This window comes from Sorangium sp. So ce836 (genome assembly GCF_028553905.1).
GTDB lineage: Bacteria > Myxococcota_A > Polyangia > Polyangiales > Polyangiaceae > Sorangium > Sorangium cellulosum_D.
Genome location: NZ_CP102233.1, coordinates 4,727,860 through 4,750,338, shown reverse-complemented (window position 1 = coordinate 4,750,338; position 22,479 = coordinate 4,727,860). Strand labels below are relative to the sequence as shown.

The window sequence follows — 22,479 nt, the reverse complement described above, 5'->3', positions numbered from 1 at the left end:
CTACCGTGACGGCGTTCGACGTCGCGTCGGGGGCCGCCGTGGCCGAAATCAATGATTCCGCGCACATCCAATCGATGTTCCTTCTCGTTCCTTGTCGGGAGCTCCTCCGGTGCGCGGGCACGCCGAATGTTGAGCCGCGGCGGACCTCTGGAGAACACTGCTGGACGTGATCCCAGGCCGTCGGTCGACCGTCCCGCCCTTGACAGCGGTCGCGCCCTCCCCGCACAGGGGGAGCGTGCAGGCGCTACCGCTGTCCGCGACCGACGACGTGGCGCTGGCGCGCGCCGCCGCGCAGGGGCACCCGGGCGCCGCGCCGATCGTGTGGCAGCGGTTCGCGCCGATCGTGCGCCGGATCCTGAAGCGCACCCTCGGCCCGGGCGACGAGGTCGACGACCACGTGCAGGACACGTTCCTGCGCTTCTTCCGCGTGGCGAAGGACCTGCGCGATCCGTCGCTGCTCTCGAGCTTCATCGTCGGCATCGCGGTGCGCGTGGCGCGCGCCGAGCTGCGGCGCCGGCGCCTGCGTCGCTGGCTCCAGCTGTCGCCCTCGGGCGAGCTCCCGGACGTCGGCGGCGCGCAGCAGGATCCGCAGGGGCGCGCGGCGCTCGCGCGGCTCTACGGCATCCTCGACCAGGTGGACGACCGCTCGCGGACGCTCTTCGTCCTGCGGTTCATCGAGGGGCTCGAGCTCACCGAGATCGCCGCCGCGCTCGGGTGCTCCCTGGCCACGACGAAGCGCCACCTCGCGCGCGCGTCCCACCGGATCCTCACCGCCGCGCAGCGCGATCCCGCGCTCTCGGCCTACCTCACGAAGGCCCCGCAAGCGCTCGATCAGCCCGGGAGCCTCCTTGCCTGCGGAGGAGAGCACGATGAATGACGCGGAGAAGTTGAGCCGGCTCGCCGATCTCGCGCGGGAGGGCATCGCCGCCGACGTCGACGCGGCGCACGACGCCGCCGAGCGCGCCCGCTTCGTGGAGGCGGTGAGCCGCGGGGCAGCCCAGCGGCGCGGCGGCGCCCTGGGCTGGGTCGCGAGCCGCGTGACAGCCCTGAGCCGCGTCGACGCGTGGCTCCGCTTCCTCGGCCTCTCGCCCGCGCACGCGGGGCGCGCGCGGTGGGGCCTCGCGCTCGCCGGCGCGGCGGCGCTCGCGGTCGCGCTCGTCGCGCTCTGGCCGGCGCGGCGGCTCGACTACGCGGTCGAGGGCGCGCCCGGCGCCGCGGGCGGCTACATCGCCGCGACGACCGAGGAGGCCCGGCTCCGCTTCACGGACGGCACCACCGTCGCGCTCGCGCCGGGCAGCGCGCTGCGCGTGGCGGAGGTCGACGCGGCCGGGGCGCGCATGCTGCTCGAGGACGGCCGGGCGTCGCTGCGCGTGACGCGACGGCCGAAGGCGCGCTGGTCGGTCGAGGCGGGGCCGTTCGCGGTGCTGGTCACCGGCACGGCGTTCGACGTGTCGTGGACGCGCGGCGACGGCACCCTGCGCGTCGATCTGCGCGAGGGGAGCGTGACCGTGCGCGGGCCGCTCGCGCCCGAAGGGCTGCCGCTCCGCGCCGGGCAGCGGCTCGTGGCGCGGATGCGCGAGGGCGACGTGCAGATCTCGAGCGTCGACGCGGCCGGCGCGGTGGGCAGCGCGGCGGGGCCGGCCGAGCGGGCGCCGTCGTCCGCGGGCGCGGCGCCGCCCGGAGGAGAGAGGAACATCGGGCCCGGCGACGTCGATAGCGGCGCCGGGGCCGCACGGCCGGAGGGCTCGCGGGCTGAGGGGGCGCCCGCGGGCCCTCCGCCGGACGGTTCGGCGGCGGCGGCGCCCTCCGGCGCCGTCGCGGGGCCGAGCTGGGCGAAGCGCGTGGCGGCGGGGGATTTCCGGTCGGTCCTGGCCGAGGCGGAGCAGCGCGGCCTCGGCGGCGTGCTCGAGCACGGCTCGCTCGACGACCTCGTCGCGCTGGCGGACGCGGCGCGGTACGCGCGCCGCGGCGACGTCGCGCAGCGCGCGCTGACGGCGACGCGCAAGCGGTTCCCCGGGACGAGCGCCGGGAAGGCGGCGGCCTTCCTGCTCGGGCGCATGGTCGACGACGGCGGCTCGCCGGGGGCGGCGGTGGCCTGGTACGACGCGTACCTCGCCGAGTCGCCGGGCGGCCCGTTCGCCGCCGAGGCGCTCGGCCGCAAGATGGTCGCCGTCGAGCGCACGGCCGGCCGGGCCGCGGCGCGGCCGGTCGCGGAGCTCTACCTGAAGCGCTACCCGCGCGGCGCGCACGCGCCCGTGGCGCGCGATCTCGCGGAGCCGTGACGCCTGGCGGGAGAGCGCTGTTTCGCTCCCATCGCGACTTCGGGCGAGGGCATCCTACGGCGCCCCGCGTTCCGTCTCGATGGCAACGCATGGTGGGCCAGAACGGCGGTGGGGCGTGGCTGTCCCCGGCGCGCGCGTGCGGCCTCGGCGCGTATCCGCCCGTGCCCGCGATCTGATAATCCCTCGCGTGTGCGCTCCTTCACCCTGCTGACCTGGCTCCTGCTCGCCCCGGCGCTCGCCCCCGCGCGGGCGGCGGCGGCGCCGCCTGCGCCGTCGCAGGGGGCCGCGGCGGCCGCCTCGCGGGTCGTGATCGTCGAGGCCGACGCGGACGACCCGCTGGTCCGCGAGGCCGCCACGCGGCTCCGGGCCGAGCTCGGCGCGGCGGGGTTCGAGGTGGTGCGCGTCCCGGGGCGGCGCGAGGGCGACGCGCGCGCCGCGCTGGAGCGCGCCGCGCTGGACGAGGGCGCGTTCGCGGCCGCGGCGATCTTCCGCTCCGGGGCGGGCGCGACGGCGGACCTCTGGATCGTCGACCGGGTGACGCAGAAGACGGTCGTGCGCACGGTGGAGGTGTCCGGCGCCGCGGCGCCCTCGGTGATGGCCGTACGCGCCGTGGAGCTCCTGCAGGCGAGCCTGCTGGAGGCGAGCCTGCTCTCGTCGCGCGCGCCGCCCGAGGGCGCGGCGGGCGGCGCGCGCGCCGCCGTCCCCGAGGACGTGCAGCGGTGGATGGCGCCGGTGCGGCGGCAGGCCGGCGCCGAGCCGGCCGCCGAGCGGCCCGGGCTGCTCGCGGGCTTCGGCGTGGAGGCCGGGCTCGCGGCGCTCCTCGGCGCGGGCGGCATCGGGCCGGCGCTCGGTCCGGCGCTGCGGCTGTCGTACGGCGCGGGCGGCGGCGGGGGCGCGTTGCCGGCGGGGCTCGCGGCGCGGCTGACGTTCGCGGGGCCGGCGCTCGGGCCGGCGCTCGAGGGCGCGCTCGGCGCGGTGTCGGTCCGCCAGGAGATGGCGCTCCTGGAGGCCGTGTGGGCGCCGGAGACGGGCGCCGCGATCTCGCCCGTGCTCTCGGCCGGCGTGGGCGCGGTCCACCTGTTCATCGCCGGCGATCCCCTGCCGCCGCTCCGGAGCGCCACGGGCGAGGTCTGGTCGATCGCCGCGAGCCTCGGCGGGGGCGCCGGGCTGCGCCTCACCGACCGCGCGGCGCTCCTGCTCGACGCGCACGCGATCTTCGCCGAGCCTCGCGCCGTCGTGACGCTGGGGGGCGAGCGGCTCGGAACGGCGGGCAGGCCGACGTTCGCGGGGTTTCTGGGGCTTCTCGTGCGGCTGTGAGTCAGGGCCGCCGCGCAGGCGCTCATCGGGAGACCTGAGGCCGCCGCACACGGCCCCTTCGCCGCACGAAATCATCTGTCGCAGGCCCCCCCTTGTCGATGTTGGAGCAGCGCCGATTCCGTTACTGTCTCGAGATCGGTCGAGGGCGCGCCCGCTGCGGGCCGGGCCTCCTGGCGCGGGAGACATCGATGAAAACGCGAACGATTTCGGCGACTTTGCTCACCACGCTCGCCCTTTCGACAGGGTTCCTCGGTTGCTCTGACGACGCGGACGACGGCGCGGGAGGGAGCTCGACGAGCGCGAGCACCGTTTCCGGGAGCGCCAGCTCGGGCGTGGGCGGCGACGGCGGCTCCGGCGCCGACGGGGGCAGCGGCAATGGCGACGGCGGCAATGGGGGCAGCGGCAACGGCGACGGCGGCGGAAGCGGCGACGGGGGCGACGGGGGCAGCGGCGGCGGCGGCGGCGGCGACGGCGGCAGCGGCGACGGCGGCAGCGGCGACGGCGGCAGCGGCGGATACGGCGACGGGGGGCTCGGCGACCGGTGCGAGGTGGACGCCGACTGCGGCCCGAGCGGCATTTGCCTCTCCGCCACGGGCAATGAGTTCTTCGGCGGAGGCCCGGCGGGCGGGTACTGCACGACGTCGTGCGCTGCCGACGGCGATTGCGAGGGCGAGGGCAGCGCGTGCGTCGAAGGCATCTGTCTTCTGGGGTGCCCCCTGGGAGAGCCCCCGCTCGTCACGATCACCGACGAGCTCGATCCGGGGAAGTGCCGCGGCCGCGAGGATCTTCGCTGCGAAAGCATCGGTGACGTATCGGTGTGCATGCCGAGCTGCGGCATGGACAGCCAGTGCGCCGGCCGCGCGTGCGACCCCCGGATCAACCTCTGCGTCGACGAGCCGACGACGGGACTGCCAGCGGGCTCACCCTGCGAGGTCGGGGACGAGGGCGCCGATCCCTGCGCGGGGTGGTGCGTCAACTTCGGCCCGGGGCTCGATGCCTGCGCCGGGCTGTGCACGCTCGGCGGGGACGTCGCGAACGAGGACTGTGGAGGGCTGCGGAGCGGGATGTGCATCTACACGCTCGACAAGGATCCCGGCATCGGCGACACCGGTGTCTGCGCCAAGGCGTGCACGACTCACGGCGACTGCTTGATGCCGCGCGCCTCGTGCACGTTCGTGGGGCTGGAGAGCAACGGCTTCTGCATCTTCAGACCGACGAAATGCCCGCTCGGCCAGAGGGATTGCAGGAGAGCAGGCGAGGTCTGCACCCAGACGCCGGATGGCCCGCTGTGCCTCAATGAGAGATACCCGCTGGACGATGCGGGCGCTGGCGGTGCGGGCGGCGCAGGCGGCACGGAGGGCGCAGGCGGCGCAGGCGGTGCGGCTGGCGCAGGCGGCGCAGGCGGTGCGGGCGGCGCTGGCGGCGCCGGTGGGGCGGGCGGCGCTGGTGGGGCGGGCGGCGCTGGCGGCGCTGGCGGCGCCGGTGGGGCGGGCGGCGCCGGTGGTGCGGCTGGCGCCGGCGGCACGGAGAGCACTGGCGGCGCAGGCGGCGTCGGTGGCGCAGGCGAGGCCGGTGGCGCAGGCGGCGCAGGCGGCGCCGGTGGGACAGCTGGCGCAGGCGGCGCCGGCGCTCGCCCGTGACTACCTCCCGCCGCCGCCGCCGGCGGGCGCGCCCGCCAGCGATCGAAGGCACATCCGCAGCCCCTCGCGGACGTTCCGCAGCGTGACCACGGCGGCCATGTCGAGGCCGAGCGACGTGATCAGCGCCGCCACCGCCGGGCGCACCCCGGTGATGACCCCCTTGGCGCCGAGCAGCTCGACCGCGCGGACGATCCGGATCACGTGGTCGGCCGTCGCCTCATCCATGCCGTCGACCCCGGTCATATCGAGGATCGCATAGCGGGCGCCGGTCCGGACGATCGCGTCGAGCAGCTCCTCCGTGATCACCCCGGCCCGCACGCCGTCGAGCGTGCCGATCAAGGGGAGCGCCAGCACACCGTCCCACACCTGGATGATCGGGGTGGCGAGCGCGCGCAGCTCGCGCTGCTGCCGCTCGATGACCGACAGCTTCTCGCGCAGCTCCTGCTCGGTCGTCTGGAGCTCCTCGGCGATGCGGGCCCGCTCCTCCACCTCGCGCTTGAGCTTGAGCAGCGCGATCGCCAGATCCGCCTTCGTCGCCCGCTCCTCGTCGAGCAGGCGGTTCAGCCGCTCCTCCAGGGTGGTCGTGGCGGGGCGCACCGTGAACTCGTCGTGGGGATCGCCCCGCGCCGCGAACGACGTTTGCTCGACCTCGCACTCCTGACCGAACAGCCTCGTGCAATATCCGGCCAGCTTGCCCGCCATCATGCTGCTCCCCCAGCAGACGTCGAGCTCCTTCTGATAGAGCGCCTCCCACCCGTTCATCACGCGGAAGCGCGCCTCCTTCCGCGCTCGGTCGATGGAGACCACCTGCCACAGGCCCCAGCCCGCGGTGGCCGCCCCGATGCCGAGCGCCCTGAAGCCCTCCTCGAACGTCGGATAGCCGGAGAGGAACGTCCAGTCGTCATCGACGCTGAGCCGACCGCCGCTCTCCACGGCCAGGTTGAAGCGCTCGGTCCCCGCCATCCGCTGGAAGCCGGACATCAGCCCGAGCACGCTGCTCGGCACGAACATGGACACCGACGGGACACCGGCCCAGGTGCACTGCCCGCGCGCGACGTCCCACTCGATCGGCATCCCCCCGACGTCGATGCGGATCTTCTCGTCCAGAAGCTGAGAGCTTGTGCTCATAAATTCTCCGAATCCACGAGCTCACCCGCCCGCCTGCCGCAGTGTACCGGCTCAGCCCGGCGCGCGTCGCCCTCGACGGGCGAGCCGCGATAGGCCCCGATCCGGCCAAGACGGCAGTCCGGGGCTCACGCGGGAGCGCACGTCCGTGACGGCCTCCTCGGGAGGCGAGGCCGGAGCAGCGGTGAATGGATCCCCTCGCCGGGGTCGGCGCGAATCACGGCGGCTCCGGCGGGGCAGCGGGCGCCGCGCGCCGGAGCGTGGATGTGAAGATCGGGCGCGGTGATGGGATGAGGCTCACTCGCACGTCGAGAACTGGGCCGACGCGGTCTGCTCGGCCGTGCTGACCTGGACCGTGGCCTCGATCGCCTCGCCGAAGACGTCGGTCACGCGCACGCGCCACGGCCCAGGCTTCATGCTGCCGTCGCCGACACGCCAGTAGTTGTAGTCCCGCCGCGTGGCCGCCTTCCACACCCCGTCGAGCTGGACCTCGACCTTGTCGATCGGGTTGCGGTGGCCCTGCACCCGGAACTCGTTCCACCAGTTGTTCTGCTCCTTCAGCGAGATGGAGAGGTTCCCCGTGACCGGGCACGGGACGAACTTCCACGAGATCTTGCCCTTCGCCCCGCCGTTGCCGGTCCCGAGATAGCCCTCCTCGGCCGACCCGATCTGCAGGAAGGCGTCCTTGCTCAGATCGATGTGCCCGGCCGTGCACTTCGGGTTGCTGCCGGTCGGACATTGATCGACGACCGTCGCCACGACCTTGCGCCCGTCGTCGCGGCTCACCTCCACGCAGGCCCCGCACGCGGCCGCGGTGTCGTAATCGGCCGTGTTCAGCGCCGCGAAATACCGCCCTCCGCCGGTCGCCACGTGCGCAACCCTGTCCGGGTTGCTCCCGAGCACCGGAAAGCTGCAGTTCACCGCGCCGGAGCCGAGCGTGTACCACGTCGCCGATCCGTTGCCGTTCTCGTAGCTCGGGAGCGGCATCGAGCAGGTGCCGCCGCTCCCGTCGCCGCCCGAGCCGCCGGCGCCGCTCGTCGCGCCCCCGCCGCTCCCGCCGCTCCCGCCGCTCCCGCCGCTCCCCCCGGCCCCGCCCGCGCCGGTCGTGACCCCCGAGCCGGTCGTGCCGCCGGAGCTCGTCGTCGCGCCGGAGCCGGTCGCGCCGGTCTGGGTCATGGACACCATCACCGGCTGGTAGTCGCCCCCGGTCGCGGTCGCGCAGAACCCGAAGCTCGTCGCGCCTCCCACCGGGATCGGCCCGCGCCCGGAAGGAGGGGTCACCGTCAGGAGCGAGCCGCTCCGGCTGGATTGGGCCTCCCACAGGTTGCTCAGGGTCGACTGCCTGAGATCGATGACGACGGTCCACGACGTCACCGGCGTGCTCCCCTCGTTCACCACGTTCACGTTCGCGCAATAGCCGCTGCCCCAGTCGGACGATCTCGTCAGCGCCGCGACCCCGAGCCCGTCGGTCGTCACCACGGCGCTGGTGAGGTCGTCCGCGGCCTCCTCGCCGGGCACCTCGGCGGTGCACGCGGCGGCGAAGAGGCCAGAGAGAGACAGAGCAACAGCGGTTCGATAAGCCATAGATCGCATCCTAAGTCTCCACATTGTAGGCGCGCCGAGAGGGCGCGACCGGCAACACCTCCATTAATGCAGATTCATGAGCTCGCCATCGCTCGAGCTCACAGAAACGTCATTTTGATAGACAAGCACCCTGAAATGATCTCCCGCGACCGGAGGAATCCGCCGTCCCATCGAAGATTTCAACTCAGGCACAAGCATCTACACAGGCGCCGATCCCCCACATCACTCCCCACGAGCGCCGCTGTCACCACCGGCTCCCCCTCGAGCGATCGACTCCTGCCAACCCGAGCTGGCCTGTCGGTCTCGCGCCGGCGCGCCCTCGTCGAGCATCGCGCTTTCGCGGCGGGGATCCCTCCTCTGCGACCCGGAGCTCCGCGCGCCGGGCGCGCGGCTGTCGCGAGCCGCTCGGCTCACGTAGACTGCGGCGCCCGATGCTCCTCACGCTCACCACCACGCACCGGCCGGCGACCGATCTCGGCTACCTGCTCGTCAAGAACCCGGCGCGCACGCAGTCGTTCGCGCTCTCGTTCGGCAACGCGCACGTGTTCTATCCGGAGGCGACCGAGGAGCGGTGCACCGCGGCGCTCCTGCTCGACGTCGACCCCGTGGACCTCGTGCGCGGGCGCGGCGCCGGCGAGCCGGGGACGCTCGCCCAGTACGTCAACGACCGGCCCTATGCCGCCTCGTCGTTCCTCTCCGTGGCGATCGCGCAGGTCTTCGGCTCGGCGCTCGGCGGCAAGTGCCGCGACCGCCCGGAGCTCGCCGACGCGCCGCTCCCCCTCTCCGCCACGCTCTCGGCGCTGCCGTGCCGCGGCGGCGAGGCGCTGCTCCGGCGGCTCTTCGAGCCGCTCGGCTACGAGGTCGCGGCCGAGCGCCTCCCGCTCGACGAGGCGTTCCCGGACTGGGGCCAGAGCGTCTACCTGCGCGTCTCGCTCGCGAGGACGTGCCGCCTCCGGGAGCTGCTCGCGCACCTCTACGTGCTCGTACCCGTGCTCGACGACAAGAAGCACTACTACGTGGGCGACGCCGAGGTCGACAACCTCCTCGCCAAGGGCGAGGGCTGGCTGGCGGAGCACCCCGAGCGCGAGGCGATCGCGCTCCGCTACCTCAAGCACAGCCGGCCGCTCTTCCGCGCGGCGCTCGCCCGGCTCGTGGCCGACGAGGAGGCGAGCCCCGAGGAGGCCGAGGACGACAAGGCCGCGCCCGAGGACAGGGCCGAGGCGCGGATGAGCCTCGACGAGGAGCGGCGCGCGGCGGTCGTCGCGGCGCTCCGCCGCGCCGAGGCGAGGAGCGTGCTCGACCTCGGCTGCGGCGAGGGCAAGCTGCTGAAGCGCCTCGTCGACGAGCGCGTCTTCGAGCGCGTCGCCGGCGCCGACGTCTCGATGCGCAGCCTCGAGATCGCCAAGAGCCGGCTCCGCCTCGACGACCTCCCCGACAAGCAGCGGCGGCGGATCCAGCTCTTCCAGGCGTCGGTCACGTACCGCGACGCCCGCTTCTCGGGCTACGACGCCATCACCCTGATCGAGGTCATCGAGCACGTCGACCCCCCGCGGCTCGGAGCGCTCACCCGCGCCGTCTTCGAGCACGCGCGGCCGCGCGTCGCCGTCGTGACCACGCCGAACGCCGAGTACAACGTGCGGTTCGAGGGGCTCCCGGCCGGCGCGCTCCGCCACGGCGACCACCGCTTCGAGTGGACGCGCGCCGAGTTCCACGCCTTCTGCGCCGAGGTCGCGGGCGCGCACGGCTACGCCGTCGAGCACCTGCCCATCGGCCCGATGGATCCGTCGCTCGGCGCGCCGACGCAGATGGCGATCTTCACGCGCGCGGCCGGAGAGGGCGGCGGCGCCGGGGCGCAGGCGGAGGAGGACGCGTCGTGAGCGAGCCGAAGCCGCTGGTCGTCCCCGCCCTATCGCTGGTCGTGCTCGTCGGCGCCTCCGGCTCCGGCAAGAGCACGTTCGCGCGGGCGCACTTCAAGCCGACCGAGATCCTCTCGTCCGACCACTACCGCGGCGTCGTGTCCGACGACGAGAACGACCAGGCCGCCAGCGCCGACGCGTTCGAGGTCCTGCGCTTCATCGCGGGCAAGCGGCTCGCGGCGGGGCGGCTCACCGTCGTCGACGCGACCAACGTGCAGCCCGACGCGCGCAGGCCGCTCGTCGCGCTCGCGCGCGAGCACCACGTGCTGCCGGTCGCCATCGTGCTCGACCTGCCCGAGAAGCTCTGCCACGCGCGCAACGCCGGCCGCCCGGACCGGCAGTTCGGCCCGCACGTCGTGCGCGGCCAGAGCCGCGAGCTCCGCCGCTCGCTCAAGGATCTCCGGCGCGAGGGCTTCCGCTACGTGCACGTGCTCTCCTCGCCCGAGGAGGTCGCCGCCGCCGCCATCGAGCGGCAGCGCCTGTGGACCGATCGCCGCGACGAGCACGGGCCGTTCGACATCATCGGTGACGTCCACGGCTGCTTCGACGAGCTCGTCGAGCTGCTCGAGGCGCTCGGCTACCGCCTGGAGGGGCTGCCGGACGCGCCGCGGGCGTCGCACCCCGAGGGCCGTCGCGCGATCTTCCTCGGCGACCTCGTGGACCGCGGGCCCCGCTCGCCCGACGTGCTGCGCCTCGCGATGGCGATGGTGGCGTCGGGCGCGGCGCTCTGCGTGCCCGGCAACCACGACGTGAAGCTGCTCAAGAAGCTGCGCGGCCGCGACGTGCGGCCGACCCACGGCCTCGAGCTGACGCTCGCGCAGCTCGAGGTGGAGACGGACGAGTTCAAGGCCAAGGCGGCGGATTTCATCGACGGCCTCGTCAGCCATTACGTGCTCGACGACGGCAACCTCGCGGTCGCGCACGCGGGCGTGAAAGAGGCGTTCCAGGGCCGCGGCTCCGGGGCGGTGCGCGAGTTCTGCCTGTACGGCGAGACCACGGGCGAGACCGACGAGTACGGCCTGCCCGTGCGGTACAACTGGGCCTCGGAGTACCGCGGCAAGGCGATGGTGGTCTACGGCCACACGCCGACGACCGTGGCCGAGTGGGAGAACCGCACCCTCTGCATCGACACGGGGTGCGTGTTCGGCGGCGCGCTCACGGCGCTCCGCTACCCGGAGCGCGAGCTCGTCGAGGTCAAGGCGCGCCGCGTGTACTACGAGCCGCAGAAGCCGCTCGCGCCGCGCGGGGGCGAGCCGAAGGCCGACGCGCGGGGGCCGGCGGACGACGCGCTCGACATCGACGACGTCCGGGGCCGCCGCGCGATCCGGACGCGGGTGCACGGCATGGTGACGATCCGCGAGGAGAACGCCGCGGCGGCGCTCGAGGCGATGAGCCGCTTCGCCGTGGATCCGCGCTGGCTCATCTACTTGCCGCCGACCATGTCGCCGAGCGAGACGGCGAAGGACGGGGGCCTGCTCGAGCACCCGCGCGAGGCGTTCGCGTACTTCCGGCAGAACGGCGTGGGGCGCGTCGTGTGCGAGGAGAAGCACATGGGGTCGCGCGCGGTGCTCGTCGTGTGCCGCGACGAGGCCGCGCGGAGGCGGCGGTTCCGCGTCGACGGCGGGCCGCTCGGCGTGTGCGTCACGCGCACGGGCAGGCCGTTCTTCGCGGACGAGGCGCGGAGCCGGGAGCTCATCGACCGGGTGCGCGCCGCGCTGGACCGCGCGGATCTCTGGGCCGAGCTCCGCACCGACTGGGTCTGCCTCGACGCGGAGCTCCTGCCCTGGTCGGCGAAGGCGCAGGACCTCTTGCGCGGGCAGTACGCCGCCGTGGGCACGTCCGGCCGCGCGTCGCTCGACGCCGCGGTCCGGGCGCTCGAGATGGCGGCGGCGCGCGACGAGAGCGCGCGGCCCTTGCTCGAGCGCCACGCGGCCCGGAAGGCGGCGATGGACGGGTACGTGGCGGCCTACCGGCGCTACTGCTGGCCGGTGCGGTCGCTCGCCGATCTCCGGCTCGCCCCGTTTCACCTGCTCGCGAGCGAGGGCGCCGTGCACGCCTCGCGGGATCACGGCTTCCACCTGCGGCAGCTCGCGCGGCTCTGCGAGGTCGATCCGGCGTTCTTCGTGCCGACCCCGCACCGCGTCGTCGACCTCTCGGATCCGGCGAGCGAGGCGCAGGCGGTGGCCTTCTGGACGGAGATGGTCGAGCGCGGCGGCGAGGGGATGGTGGTCAAGTCGTGGGAGTGGGTGGTGCGCGGCCCGCGCGGGCTCGTCCAGCCGGCGATCAAGTGCCGCGGGCCGGAGTACCTGCGCATCATCTACGGCCCGGAGTACCTGATGCCGCAGCACCTCGCGCGGCTGCGCCACCGCAGCGTCTCCGCGAAGCGCGCGCTGGCGCTGCGGGAGTACGCGCTCGGGCTGGAGGCGCTCCACCGCTTCGTGGAGGGAGAGCCGCTCTACCGCGTGCACGAGTGCGTGTTCGGGGTGCTTGCGCTGGAGAGCGAGCCCATCGATCCTCGGTTGTGACCGAGGGCGGGAGAGCAAGCCAGAGGGCGATCGAGGTGGTGTCGAGCCGGCAGATCGCCCCGCGGCCGGGCTGCGTCTTTTGGATCCGGGATGCTGCGGGAGAGCCCCCGAGTCTGCGGCGTCACAACGCTTCGTTGGCCGGCCACATGGCCGGCCCTGGCCACCTCCGGGCCTCGGCGGATCAGGCAAGATCACGCCGGCGAGCTGCGCTTCGTGGCGGTCGGCTCCCCGGTGAGCATGGCACCCTCCGTGCTTGGGGCAGCCTGCCGTCGACCGCCGCTCTCAGGTGAAGCTCAGCGCATGGCCGGCACGTGCGCGCGCTCGATCTCGAAGGCGGCCGTCGAGCGGTCGGAGAATCGAAAGGAGCATGTTTGACATGGTGAGCTTAAGGGAGCGGAGCATCCGACGGCCCTTCGTGGCGGTCTGGCCGCTAATTGTCGTCGCCGCGCTCGTGCCGCTCGGCTGCAGCGGCCCATTCAACGCGCCGACGTGCGCGCCCGGTGAGGCGGCGCGCGACGACGGAAAGTGCGCGCCAAAGCCGTGCGGCCCGGCCGAGGTCACCTCGGACACGGGAGAGTGCCAGCCGGCCGGGTCGTCGGAGGCGGCTTGTCCGCCCGGCCAGCTCGCGCTGGAAGGCGGCGGATGCCAGCCGGCTGGGCTGCCGCCCGACATGGCCTGTCCGCCCGGCCAGCTCGCGCTGGAAGGCGGCGGATGCCAGCCGGCTGGGCTGCCGCCCGACATGGCCTGTCCGCCCGGCCAGCTCGCGCTGGAAGGCGGCGGATGCCAGCCGGCTGGGGTACCGCCGGAGGCGTGCGGAGAGGGCTTCATCTCCGATGGCCACGGCGGCTGCGCGGCAATCCTCCCGGAAGAGGAGTGTCCGAAGGGGCGGATGGCCATCCCCGGGGAAACCCGCTGTCGTGAGGTCGCCCCCTGCGGCGCCGGGACGTGGGGCGATATCCCGATCGAGGCCAATACCCAGTTCGTCGACCTGGCCTATGCGGGCGGCGACAGCGACGGAACGAAGGCGAGGCCGTGGAAGAAAATCCAGGACGCGATCGAGCACGCAGAGGACGGCGCCACCGTCGCGGTGGCCGAAGGCTCGTACATCGAAGACGTCGGGATCGCGGACAAGTCGGTGCGCCTGTGGGGGCGATGCCCTGATCTCGTGGAGATCCAGGGGACCGGGAAGGGGGCCGGCGCCATTCAGGTACTCACGACGGCGGCGAGCGGGACCGAGATCCGGGGCCTCGCCGTGACCGGAGAGGGCCCTGGGCTGATCGTGTCGGGCGCGCGTGACGTCACCATCGAGCAAACATGGGTGCACGACATGAGCAGTCTCGGGATCAGCGCCGTCGACAAGCATGGCCCGACGAGTATCGCGCTCAGAAACTCCCTCGTTGAGCGAAACCATGGCATCGGCGTCGTCGTTGACGCGGAGGCGACGATCGAGGCGAGCGTGATACGCGGCACCCAGCCCAGCGACGAGGTGAAGCTCGGAGGGGGGATCAGCGTCCTGGATGTCGACAACACAGGCGAGCGCGCTGACGTGGCTATCCGCGCATGCCTCGTCGAGCAGAACCACGATGTTGGTGTGCTCGTCTCTGGCTCGGACGCCACGATCGAGGCCAGCGTGGTCCGCGGCACCGAGCACAACAGCGTGACGGAGCTCGGAGGGGGGATCAACATCGTGGATCACGAAGGCGAGCGCGCTGATGTGACTGTCCGCGCATGCCTCGTCGAGCAGAACCAGGATGTTGGCGTGCTCGTCGACGGCTCGGACGCCACGATCGAGGCCAGCGTGGTCCGCGGCACCCAGCCCAGCGAAGATGCGAAGGGAGGATGGGGGATCAGCGTTCAACAGGACAGCGCGGCGTACGGGCGCGCTGACGTGACCGTCCGCGCATGCCTCGTCGAGCAGAACCACGAGATCGGCGTGTTCGTCTCTGGCTCGAGCGCCACGATCGAGGCCAGCGTGATCCGCGGCACCCGGCCCAGCAGCACGGCTAAGGGAGGCCGAGGGATCGGCGTCGAGAATGACGCCGAGACAGGCGGGCGCGCCGACGTGACCGTCCGCGCATGCCTCGTCGAGCAGAACCACGAGGTCGGCGTGTTCGTCTCTGGCTCGGACGCCGCGATCGAGGCCAGCGTGATCCGCGATACCCAGTCCAGCAACAATACGTCGGGAGGACGAGGGATCGGCGTTCAGCATGGCCGCGAGACAGGCGAGCGTGCAAAAGTGGCTATCCGCGAATGCCTCGTCGAGCAGAACCACGAGGTTGGTGTATACGTCGACGGCTCGGACGCCACGATCGAGGCCAGCGTGGTCCGCGGCACCCAGTCCAGCGACCATGCGACGGGTGGACGGGGGATCGGCGTCCAGGATTACGGCGAGACCGGCGAGCGCGCTGCCGTGACCGTCCGCGCATGCCTCGTCGAGCGGAACCACGAGGTCGGCGTGTTCGTCGCTGGCTCTGACGCCGCGATCGAGGCCAGCGTGGTCCGCGGCACCGAGCCCAGCGAAGATGGGACGGGAGGACGGGGCATCAACGTCCAGGATGACGGCGAGACCGGTGAGCGCGCTGACGTGACCGTCCGCGCATGCCTCGTCGAGCAGAACCACGAGATCGGCGTGTTCGTCGCTGGCTCTGACGCCAGGATCGAGGCCAGCGTGGTCCGCGGCACCGAGCCCAGCGAAGATGGGACGGGAGGACGGGGCATCAACGTCCAGGATGACGGCGAGACAGGCGAGCGAGCTGACGTGACCGTCCGCGTATGCCTCGTCGAGCAGAACCATGACGTCGGCATGTTCGTCGCCAGCTCAGACGCGACGATTGAAGGCACCATCCTCCGCGCCACCCAACCCAACGTAGTCCGCGCCACCCAACCCCAACTCGACGTAGATGATCAGGGAGGAATCGGGCTCGGCGTCGTGGGTACCCGCGCGACAGGCCAGCGCGCAAGCGTGGCCGTCCGCGGTTGTCTCGTCGAGGAGAACCATCAGTCGGGCGTGGTCATATCTCACTCGGACGCGAGGATCGATGCCAGCATCGTACGCACGACCAAGGCGCTCGCCAATGCGTTTGGAGATGGGATCGACGTAGACAGCGGCACAGCCATCATCGAGAACGCGACAATCAACGGCAACACTCGCGCCGGAGTCGCAAGCTTTGGCTCCAAGGTGACGATCCTCGACGCGACCCTCTTCTGCAACGCATTTGAGCTCAACTACGAGTCATCCAACGGAGTCGAGGGCAACTTCGAGGACAGCGAGCGCTGGCAGTGTACTCGCCGCGACGCCAAGCACTGCGCCGAGATCGACGGCTCGTGCCGGGCCCTCAGCGCCGGCTTGAAGCCTCCGCCCTCGCCGGCGTCGGCCTCGTCCCTGCCGTAGCCCTGACCCGCGGCGCACCGCCGTCTTCACGCCGACAGCGCGTGCGCCGACCGACCTCGCGCGCCCCGCCCCACCGGCCCGCCACACGAACGCCCGCTGCGCTGCGCGGGTGCCCGAGCCTCGCTGCAGCGCGGTACCCTTCCTCGCACCGCTGGCTCAGGTACGTCTGTGAGCATGTCAACGATGGTCCGTTGCGCCGGGTCGGCTCATGCCTCGACGTCCGGTTCGCCGTCGAGGCGACAGCCAGCAAAGGCCGCTCCGTCATGGAGGTGTCGCGCGGGCGCTCGCCGAGGAGAGCGTGCTCGCTGTCGAGCGAGCTGCCCTACCTGCCGGCGAGCGCCGGCGCGACTCGGACCAGGAAGAGGGCGTGAATGCTGATCACGGTGTCGCCGCGATCATCGCTGCGACGGCATCGCTCGAACGGGAGGGAATGATGACCGGGATCGACCGCGCCCGCTGCCGAGGCGCTTATCCCCGCTACGGCAGCTCCTCGAGCGACCGCGGGATGACGTGCCTGCGGTCCAAGACGGTCGGCGGCGCCATGCCTTCGGGCTGAGCGTCTCCCCTGCTGTAGCTCTGCTGCACGGGAGGCTCGTCCCCGGCCGCGATATAGATCCGCCCGATGTAGCTGTCGCCTTGCACGGGGCCGTCGAGCAGCAGGCTTTGCCGCGCGTTGCCGCTGAAGGCCAGCTCATCGATCCGCACTTCGGAGTCGCCGAGCCAGTCGACGCCGTCGCCCACATCCCTGACCGCCAGTGCGTCGTTTTCGTCGAAGACAGGCAGCAGCGAGAACGCGGTCGCGGTGATCGCCGATCTGCACAGGATGATGCCTCGCGACTCACCGGTGACGCCGATGCCGACGCCGAAGTTGCCGTCCAGCTTCCCGTTGTGCAGCGTGACGTTGCAACGCTCGTCGTGATGCATGGCGCAATCGTCGCCGTCGGGTTGGCGGACGTTCTGGATCCATAGGCCCAGCGTGTTCCGGCTGATCTCGATGGAGTCATCCTCTCCCTTATCACCCAGCATGGCCGTCGAGCCGTCGACGAGGATGCCGAAGGAGACGCTGTCGATCACCCGCACCTGCCGGGCGCCGAGGATGCCCGAGCACCCCGCCGCCGAGACGCCGCCCCCGAACTTGCCCGCCAGGGACGCGACGCCTTCCCTCGTTCGGATCACGTCCACGCCCTCCAGGCTCGCGGTGGCGCCGTGCAGCGAGACGCCGATGACGCGGTTGTCGCGGATGACGCTGCTCCTCACCTCGAGCGCTGGGCGGCTCGTGCAGGAGCAGCGCTCGTCGCAGCCCCGCCCCAGCATCTCGACCGCGCCGCGCTGGGCACCCGAGACGATGCTCCGCTCCAGGGTCACGTCGGCGTCCGTGGCGAAGATCCCGACGTGCCCCGCATTGGCGATCTCGGAGGCCACGATCGCGATCGACGAGCCCGGGCCGAGCTTGATTCCGTCATGCTCATAGTCGCTCTCCCCGATGACGCGCACCGAATCGATGCGCACCCCGGTCGCCCCCTCCTGTACCGTCACCCCCTCTCGTCCGACCTTGAGGCCGCGCACCACGGCGCCGTCGCCCGCCTCCAGCACGATGCCCTCGATCTCCACCGCGTCCGCCGAGCGCCCGAGGAGGCTCACGCCGCCGGGGACGGTGACCACGCCGTACCGGCCCGATCGGACCGCGATGCAGGCGCCGTCCGAGGCCGCCTGAGCCGCGGACGTGAGCTCATCATCGCTCGCGACGTCGATCACCGAGGTGCACGTGACCCCCGCGGTGCATCTCTCGCCGCCGCAGACGTCCCCGGCCGGGACGCCCGCGCAGACGCCCCGGACCAGGTTCTCCTCGGGGCATGTCGCAAGCTCCTCAGCGCCACATCCAGCAACGGCGGCGCACGCGGCGCCGCCCAGAATCGCCGCCGAGAGCCGAGCCCAGAACCGATTCACCATGATCTCTCCTCCAGAATTCGCCGCGACCATATAGCTGGCGCGACGCGCAACACCAACATGCAAAAATGGGAGCACCTGCATCCCTCGCCCTGCCCAGGGGGCGCGGCGTCATGGCGAGACCGCCGCCGCCCCGCGCTCTGCGGCGCTCAACGTGCCGTGAGCGCAGATTCCGTGCTTTTGGCGCTGAGATCGGCCACCTCGCCGTCGCGCTGTTGCCGACCTATGGCCGGCACGGTGGCCGGCCTATGGCCGGCCCTGCGGCAACATTCTGGTCGAGGCGAACACCAGTCTCCTGACCCCGGTCCGCGCGACGGCAGCCACGACACGACGGCGACCTCGCGGGGCACCCCGCGGGCGGTGCGCCCCTTCTCATGGCATCCTCCAGCCGCTACCCTCGCGCGCCATGACGCTGACGGATCCCTTCGGCTGGGTGGGCGCGACGCTCGACGGCCAGTTCGCCGTCGAGGCGGTCGTCGGCGAGGGCGGGTTCGGCGTCGTCTACCGCGGCCTGCACCTCGGGCTCGACGTCCCTGTCGCGATCAAGTGCCTCCAGATGCAGCCCGGCATGCTCACCGCCGGACGGGATGCCTTCCTCGCGAAGCTCCGTGCCGAAGGCAAGCTCCTCCACCAGCTCTCGCGGCAGACAGCCAGCATCGTCCAGGCCCTGGATATCGGCGCCGCCACCTCTCCGCGCGGCGTATGGACACCCTACCTGGTCATGGAGTGGCTCGAGGGAGAGACGCTCGCCGCGGCGCTCGAGGCGCGCCGCGCCGCGGCGCTCGGGCCCATGGGCCTCGACGAGGCGATAGCGCTCCTCTCCCCGGCCGCCGAGGCGCTCGCGGTCGCCCACGAGGATCGCGTATCGCATCGGGACCTGAAGCCCGCCAACCTGTTCTGTGTACGTTTCCGCGGCGGCAACGGGCTCAAGGTACTCGATTTCGGCATTGCCAAGGTCTTCGAGGAGACAACGCCGTTCGCAGCCGCCCGCACCGGGGCGGACGGGACCCAGCGCGCGTTCACTCCCGTCTACGCGGCGCCGGAGCAGTTCGTCCGCGAATACGGCGCCACCGGACCATGGACCGACGTCTTCGCCATAACGCTCATCCTGATCGAGGCCGCATCGGGTCGGCGCGTGCTCCGGGGCGAGTCCCTCGTCGAGCTCCTCATGTCCGCGATCGATGCCTGGCGGCGTCCCGACCTGCTCTCCGGCATTGCCCTCGATCACCCCGGAGTGGCCTCCGTCCTCCGCCGCGCGCTGATGGTCGAGCCGGGCGCCCGCTATGGCAACATGAAAGAGCTCTGGTCGAGCCTGCTGGAGGCGCGCTCCACCCATCCGGATGCGTCGCTCGCCGCGACGGGCCGTGAGCCGGATCTGAGCGAGTGCCTCGCGGCGACAGCCTCCATGTCCGAGAGGCCCGCCGCCGGCCGCGCGAACGGAGCGCAGAGCTCGCTCCCCCCACCCTCCGCGCCGGCGAGCGCGCAACTCTCTGGATCGGGCGAGAACCGCGTCTGCACTGTCCTGTGCGTCGACCTCTCCAGCCTCGCCGCGCGCGCCTCGCACCTCGACGACGAGGAGATCGCCGAGCTCACGGACCAGAGCCGCGAGCTCGTCGCCAGGGAGATCGAGCGCGTGGGGGGCATCATCACGCGCTCCGGCGACGAGCGCGTCGTCGCTGTCTTCGGCGTCCCGCGCGCCACCGACAACGACGCGGAGCGCGCCGTCGTCGCCGCGCTCCGCGTGGACGGCCTGCGCATGAGCCCCACGCCTCGACGCTCGGCGACCCCTGCTCTCCTCGCCGCGTCGTTCGGGATCGCCACCGGGCGGGTCTTCGCGCGGACGGGCGGCGAGCCGCAGCGCCCGGAGCTCCTCGTGACCGGAGAGGCCGTGCGGATCGCCGCCGCGCTGCAGGCGGCCGCGCCCGCCGGGGCCATCGCCGTCACGCGGGACACGTACCGCCAGATCGCGGGCCGATTCAACGTGATGCCGCTCGCCCCCATCGCCGTCCCCGGCCGGACCGAGCCGCTCTCCTGCTACCGGGTCACGGGCGCGATCCACGGCCACGTCGCGTTCGCCCGTACAGATTTTCTCGGCCTCGCGACGAAGCTCGTCGGGCGCGGCGCCGAGATCCAGCGAATGCTCGACGCGCTCGAGACGGTGCTCTCGGAGGGGCGGGCCCAGCTCCTGACGCTCGTCGGGCCGCCCGGCGTCGGGCGGAGCCGGCTGCTCGCGGAGCTCTTCACGAACCTCGCCGCCCGGCCCAGCAGGGTCCTGGTGATGACCGCGCAGTGCTCGCCGCTCACGGCGGATACCACCTACGGCCTCGCCTCGGCGCTCCTCCGCCAGCGCTTCCGGATCCGCCCGCGCGACGGCCAGCACGGGATCCGGCGGAAGCTACGCCTCGGCCTGCGCTGGGTCCGAGGGCGCCATGCCAGCGAGGCGACATCACACGACGACGACCGCTGGACGGGTCACGCGACCGGAGAGGAGATCGACGTCGCGGACATCGACGCCGCGCTGCTCGAGATCGAGGGGCTCCTCGGCGGGAACGCCGGGACGAGCGCCACCTTCGACTCGCTCGGGGTCGAGGAGTCCGGGGCGCTCCTGAAGCAGCGGATCACCGCCGCCTTGACGCGCCTCGCTCGCGTCGCCGCGCGGCAGCTGCCGGTCGTGGTGATCTGCGACGACCTCCAGTGGGCCGACGACGCCAGCCTCGACCTCCTGGAGAGCCTCGTCCAGGGCGTGGCGGATCTGCCGCTCCTGCTCGTGTGCAGCGCGCGGGCCGAGCTGCTCGATCGCCGCCCCGGCTTCGGCGTCGACGTGGAGGCGCACAGTCGCCAGGAGGTCGCGCCGCTCGCCCGCCGTCACATCGAGGAGATGATCAGGAACTGGCTCCGCCGCGTGCCGGGCCTCTCCACCGACGTCGTGCGGACGCTCGCCGAGCGCGCCGAGGGGAGCCCCCTCATCGTCGAGGAGCTGCTCCACCTGCTCGTGGACGCGGGCGCGATCGTGACGCGGGGGAACACGTGGATCCTGCACGAGGAGCGCCTCGGGGCGCTGCGGCTACCCGCGACGATCCACGGGATCGTGCAGGCGCGGCTCGACCGGCTCGAGCCCGAGCTCCGCGAGGTGCTCATGCACGCAGCCGTCGTCGGGCGGACGTTCTGGCAAGGGGCCGTCGATCACCTGCGGCGGGCAAGCACGACGGCCAACACGGGCGCCTCGGTGACGGCGATGCTCGGAGGGCTCCGGCAGCGGCGGCTCGTCCGCCTGCGTGAGCCGTCGATGCTGCAGGGCGAGCGCGAGATGGCCTTCGCCGACGCAGCCACCCACGAGGCGGCGTACGAGATGCTGAGCGGGAAGCTCCGCCGCGCGCTGCACCTCGAGGCGGCCACCTGGCTCGAGCAGCGAGCGGAGACAGGGGTCGCCGTGGCGCTCCTGGCGGCGCAGTACGACCGGGCCGGCGATGCGGCGCGCGCTGCCTCGGCCTATGCGCGGGCGGCAGCGCGCGCCATGTCCTTCGGCGAGAACGCCGAGGCGATCCGCCACCTCGAGCGGGCGCGCGCCCTGCAGGACCGGGCCGAGGAGGCGAGCGACGGCGAGCGCGGCAGCGGCGGCGAGCAGGAGCGGCGGAGCGCCGCCTCGCGGGAGTGCCTTCGCGTGCGCTTCGACCTCGCCGATGCATTGCGCCGCGTCGGCCGGCTCGACGACGCCGAGCGCGTGTACGAGGAGGCCCGCGCGCTGATCCGCGGGCTGAATCGCGCCGCGGGCGCGAGGGGCGACCGGGCCGAGGCGTTCCTCTGGGACGCCCGCATCGACGCGCGGCTCGCGCTGATCGCGAAGGTGCGCGGCGCGCTCCCGGAGGCGCGGGCGCTCGCCGAGCGGGCGATCGCCCGCGCCACGGAGGCGGGGGAGATCCGCGAGACACCGGCGATGTACGCGTTGCTCACCTTCCTGCACCGCCGCGAAGGGCGGCGTGACGAGAGCTGGCGGGCCGCCAGGACAGGGCTCCGGATCTGCCGGACGATACGCCGGCGCGACGAGCGCTGGCGGGAGGACGTCGCGTCGATCCTGCTCGGCGTGGCGCTCGCGCTCGCCGCGCGTCGCAGGATCGTCAGCGCGGAGCGGACGTACCGCCAGGTCACGCGCCTTGTCTCGGATGCGTCCCACCCCCACCTCGCCAGCCTGGCGTGGAACGGCGTCGCTGTGATGCGCCTCTGGGCGGGTGATCTCCCAGGGGCGCGCGAGACGTTCCTCCGCGCGATCCGGCTCAAGGAGCGCTCGGGCGATCTGCATCAGATCGCGATCGGGTACAGCAATCTGGCCGAGACAGAGCTCGCCATGAAGGAGATCTCCGCGGCGCGCGATCACGCCCGGCGCGCGGTGCGGATCGGGGAGCAGAGCCGCGCCGGCTCGGATCTTGCCGACATGTACCGGAACCTGGCCGAGGCGGAGCGCGAGACCGGCGATCTCGGCGCGGCGCTCGCGGCGGGTCAGAAGGCGCTCGCGATCGCGGAGACGCATGGGCAGGTCTACCTCGGCGACGTCGCGGAGACGCTGGCGCGTACCATCGCGAACGCGGCGCCATCGGCGGACGCGGCTCTGCGCGCGGCCGCGCTGGACGCGGTAGCGGCGCTCGAAGCCTCCCTCGACGCGCACTTCCGCGAGGGAGAGCTGCGCCAGAGGGCCGAGGCGTGCCATGCGCTGCTCGCCGGTGCCACGGGCCAGCGTCCGGCAGGGTGAGGCCTCCG

At 72.9% G+C, this 22,479-nt stretch carries 11 protein-coding genes; 8 read left to right on the top strand and 3 right to left on the bottom strand.

Annotation, left to right across the window (positions count from 1 at the left end; genetic code table 11):
* Positions 1-235: 235 nt before the first annotated feature.
* The 4 genes from NQZ70_RS17480 (at position 236) to NQZ70_RS17465 (ending at position 5,239) form a co-directional block, all read left to right on the top strand.
* Positions 236-877, top strand: a complete 642-nt coding sequence (locus NQZ70_RS17480; RefSeq protein ID WP_129575222.1) for an RNA polymerase sigma factor — start codon at positions 236-238, stop codon at positions 875-877.
* Positions 870-2,282, top strand: a complete 1,413-nt coding sequence (locus NQZ70_RS17475; RefSeq protein WP_129575221.1) for a FecR domain-containing protein — start codon at positions 870-872, stop codon at positions 2,280-2,282. Before NQZ70_RS17480 ends, NQZ70_RS17475 begins: the two co-directional genes overlap by 8 nt.
* Before the next feature lie 189 nt (positions 2,283-2,471).
* Positions 2,472-3,599, top strand: coding sequence for a hypothetical protein (locus tag NQZ70_RS17470; protein ID WP_129575220.1), 1,128 nt, complete (start codon positions 2,472-2,474; stop codon positions 3,597-3,599).
* A 188-nt stretch (positions 3,600-3,787) separates the two neighbouring features.
* Positions 3,788-5,239, top strand: a complete 1,452-nt coding sequence (locus NQZ70_RS17465) for a hypothetical protein (RefSeq protein WP_207217878.1) — start codon at positions 3,788-3,790, stop codon at positions 5,237-5,239.
* Here the strand turns inward: NQZ70_RS17465 and NQZ70_RS17460 are convergent, their stop codons facing one another.
* Positions 5,240-6,367 (bottom strand): STAS domain-containing protein, encoded by a 1,128-nt coding sequence (locus tag NQZ70_RS17460; RefSeq protein WP_129575219.1) that lies wholly within the window; start codon positions 6,365-6,367, stop codon positions 5,240-5,242.
* A gap of 294 nt (positions 6,368-6,661) precedes the next feature.
* Positions 6,662-7,948, bottom strand: coding sequence for an expansin EXLX1 family cellulose-binding protein (locus NQZ70_RS17455; protein ID WP_272828598.1), 1,287 nt, complete (start codon positions 7,946-7,948; stop codon positions 6,662-6,664).
* 431 nt (positions 7,949-8,379) lie between these two features.
* Between NQZ70_RS17455 and NQZ70_RS17450 the strand changes: the two genes are divergently transcribed.
* The 3 genes from NQZ70_RS17450 to NQZ70_RS17440 all read left to right on the top strand — a co-directional run bounded on the left by NQZ70_RS17450 (position 8,380) and on the right by NQZ70_RS17440 (position 15,780).
* Positions 8,380-9,825, top strand: a complete 1,446-nt coding sequence (locus NQZ70_RS17450) for a 3' terminal RNA ribose 2'-O-methyltransferase Hen1 (protein ID WP_129575216.1) — start codon at positions 8,380-8,382, stop codon at positions 9,823-9,825.
* Positions 9,822-12,389, top strand: a complete 2,568-nt coding sequence (locus tag NQZ70_RS17445) for a polynucleotide kinase-phosphatase (RefSeq protein WP_129575215.1) — start codon at positions 9,822-9,824, stop codon at positions 12,387-12,389. The genes NQZ70_RS17450 and NQZ70_RS17445 overlap by 4 nt, the downstream gene beginning before the upstream one ends.
* Positions 12,390-12,756: 367 nt before the next feature.
* Positions 12,757-15,780 (top strand): right-handed parallel beta-helix repeat-containing protein, encoded by a 3,024-nt coding sequence (locus NQZ70_RS17440; protein ID WP_129575214.1) that lies wholly within the window; start codon positions 12,757-12,759, stop codon positions 15,778-15,780.
* A 477-nt stretch (positions 15,781-16,257) separates the two neighbouring features.
* On the opposite strand, the gene NQZ70_RS17435 is transcribed toward NQZ70_RS17440, so the two are convergent.
* The gene (locus NQZ70_RS17435; protein ID WP_165374020.1) at positions 16,258-17,730 is read right to left on the bottom strand and encodes a right-handed parallel beta-helix repeat-containing protein; all 1,473 of its coding nucleotides are present in this window, start codon (positions 17,728-17,730) and stop codon (positions 16,258-16,260) included.
* Between the two features lie 403 nt (positions 17,731-18,133).
* On the opposite strand from NQZ70_RS17435, the gene NQZ70_RS17430 reads away from it, so the two are divergent.
* A complete protein-coding gene (locus tag NQZ70_RS17430; protein ID WP_129575213.1) occupies positions 18,134-22,471 on the top strand; it encodes a protein kinase domain-containing protein in 4,338 nt (1,445 codons plus the stop codon).
* Positions 22,472-22,479 lie beyond the last annotated feature (8 nt).

What these genes read in the sequence shown, in the direction of transcription:
- NQZ70_RS17455 (WP_272828598.1), bottom strand. Translation starts at nt 7,948, where the DNA reads ATGGCTTATCGAACCGCTGTTGCTCTGTCTCTCTCTGGCCTCTTCGCC.
- NQZ70_RS17435 (WP_165374020.1), bottom strand. Translation starts at nt 17,730, where the DNA reads ATGGTGAATCGGTTCTGGGCTCGGCTCTCGGCGGCGATTCTGGGCGGC.
- NQZ70_RS17465 (WP_207217878.1), top strand. Translation starts at nt 3,788, where the DNA reads ATGAAAACGCGAACGATTTCGGCGACTTTGCTCACCACGCTCGCCCTT.
- NQZ70_RS17475 (WP_129575221.1), top strand. Translation starts at nt 870, where the DNA reads ATGAATGACGCGGAGAAGTTGAGCCGGCTCGCCGATCTCGCGCGGGAG.
- NQZ70_RS17430 (WP_129575213.1), top strand. Translation starts at nt 18,134, where the DNA reads ATGACGCTGACGGATCCCTTCGGCTGGGTGGGCGCGACGCTCGACGGC.
- NQZ70_RS17460 (WP_129575219.1), bottom strand. Translation starts at nt 6,367, where the DNA reads ATGAGCACAAGCTCTCAGCTTCTGGACGAGAAGATCCGCATCGACGTC.
- NQZ70_RS17450 (WP_129575216.1), top strand. Translation starts at nt 8,380, where the DNA reads ATGCTCCTCACGCTCACCACCACGCACCGGCCGGCGACCGATCTCGGC.
- NQZ70_RS17440 (WP_129575214.1), top strand. Translation starts at nt 12,757, where the DNA reads ATGTTTGACATGGTGAGCTTAAGGGAGCGGAGCATCCGACGGCCCTTC.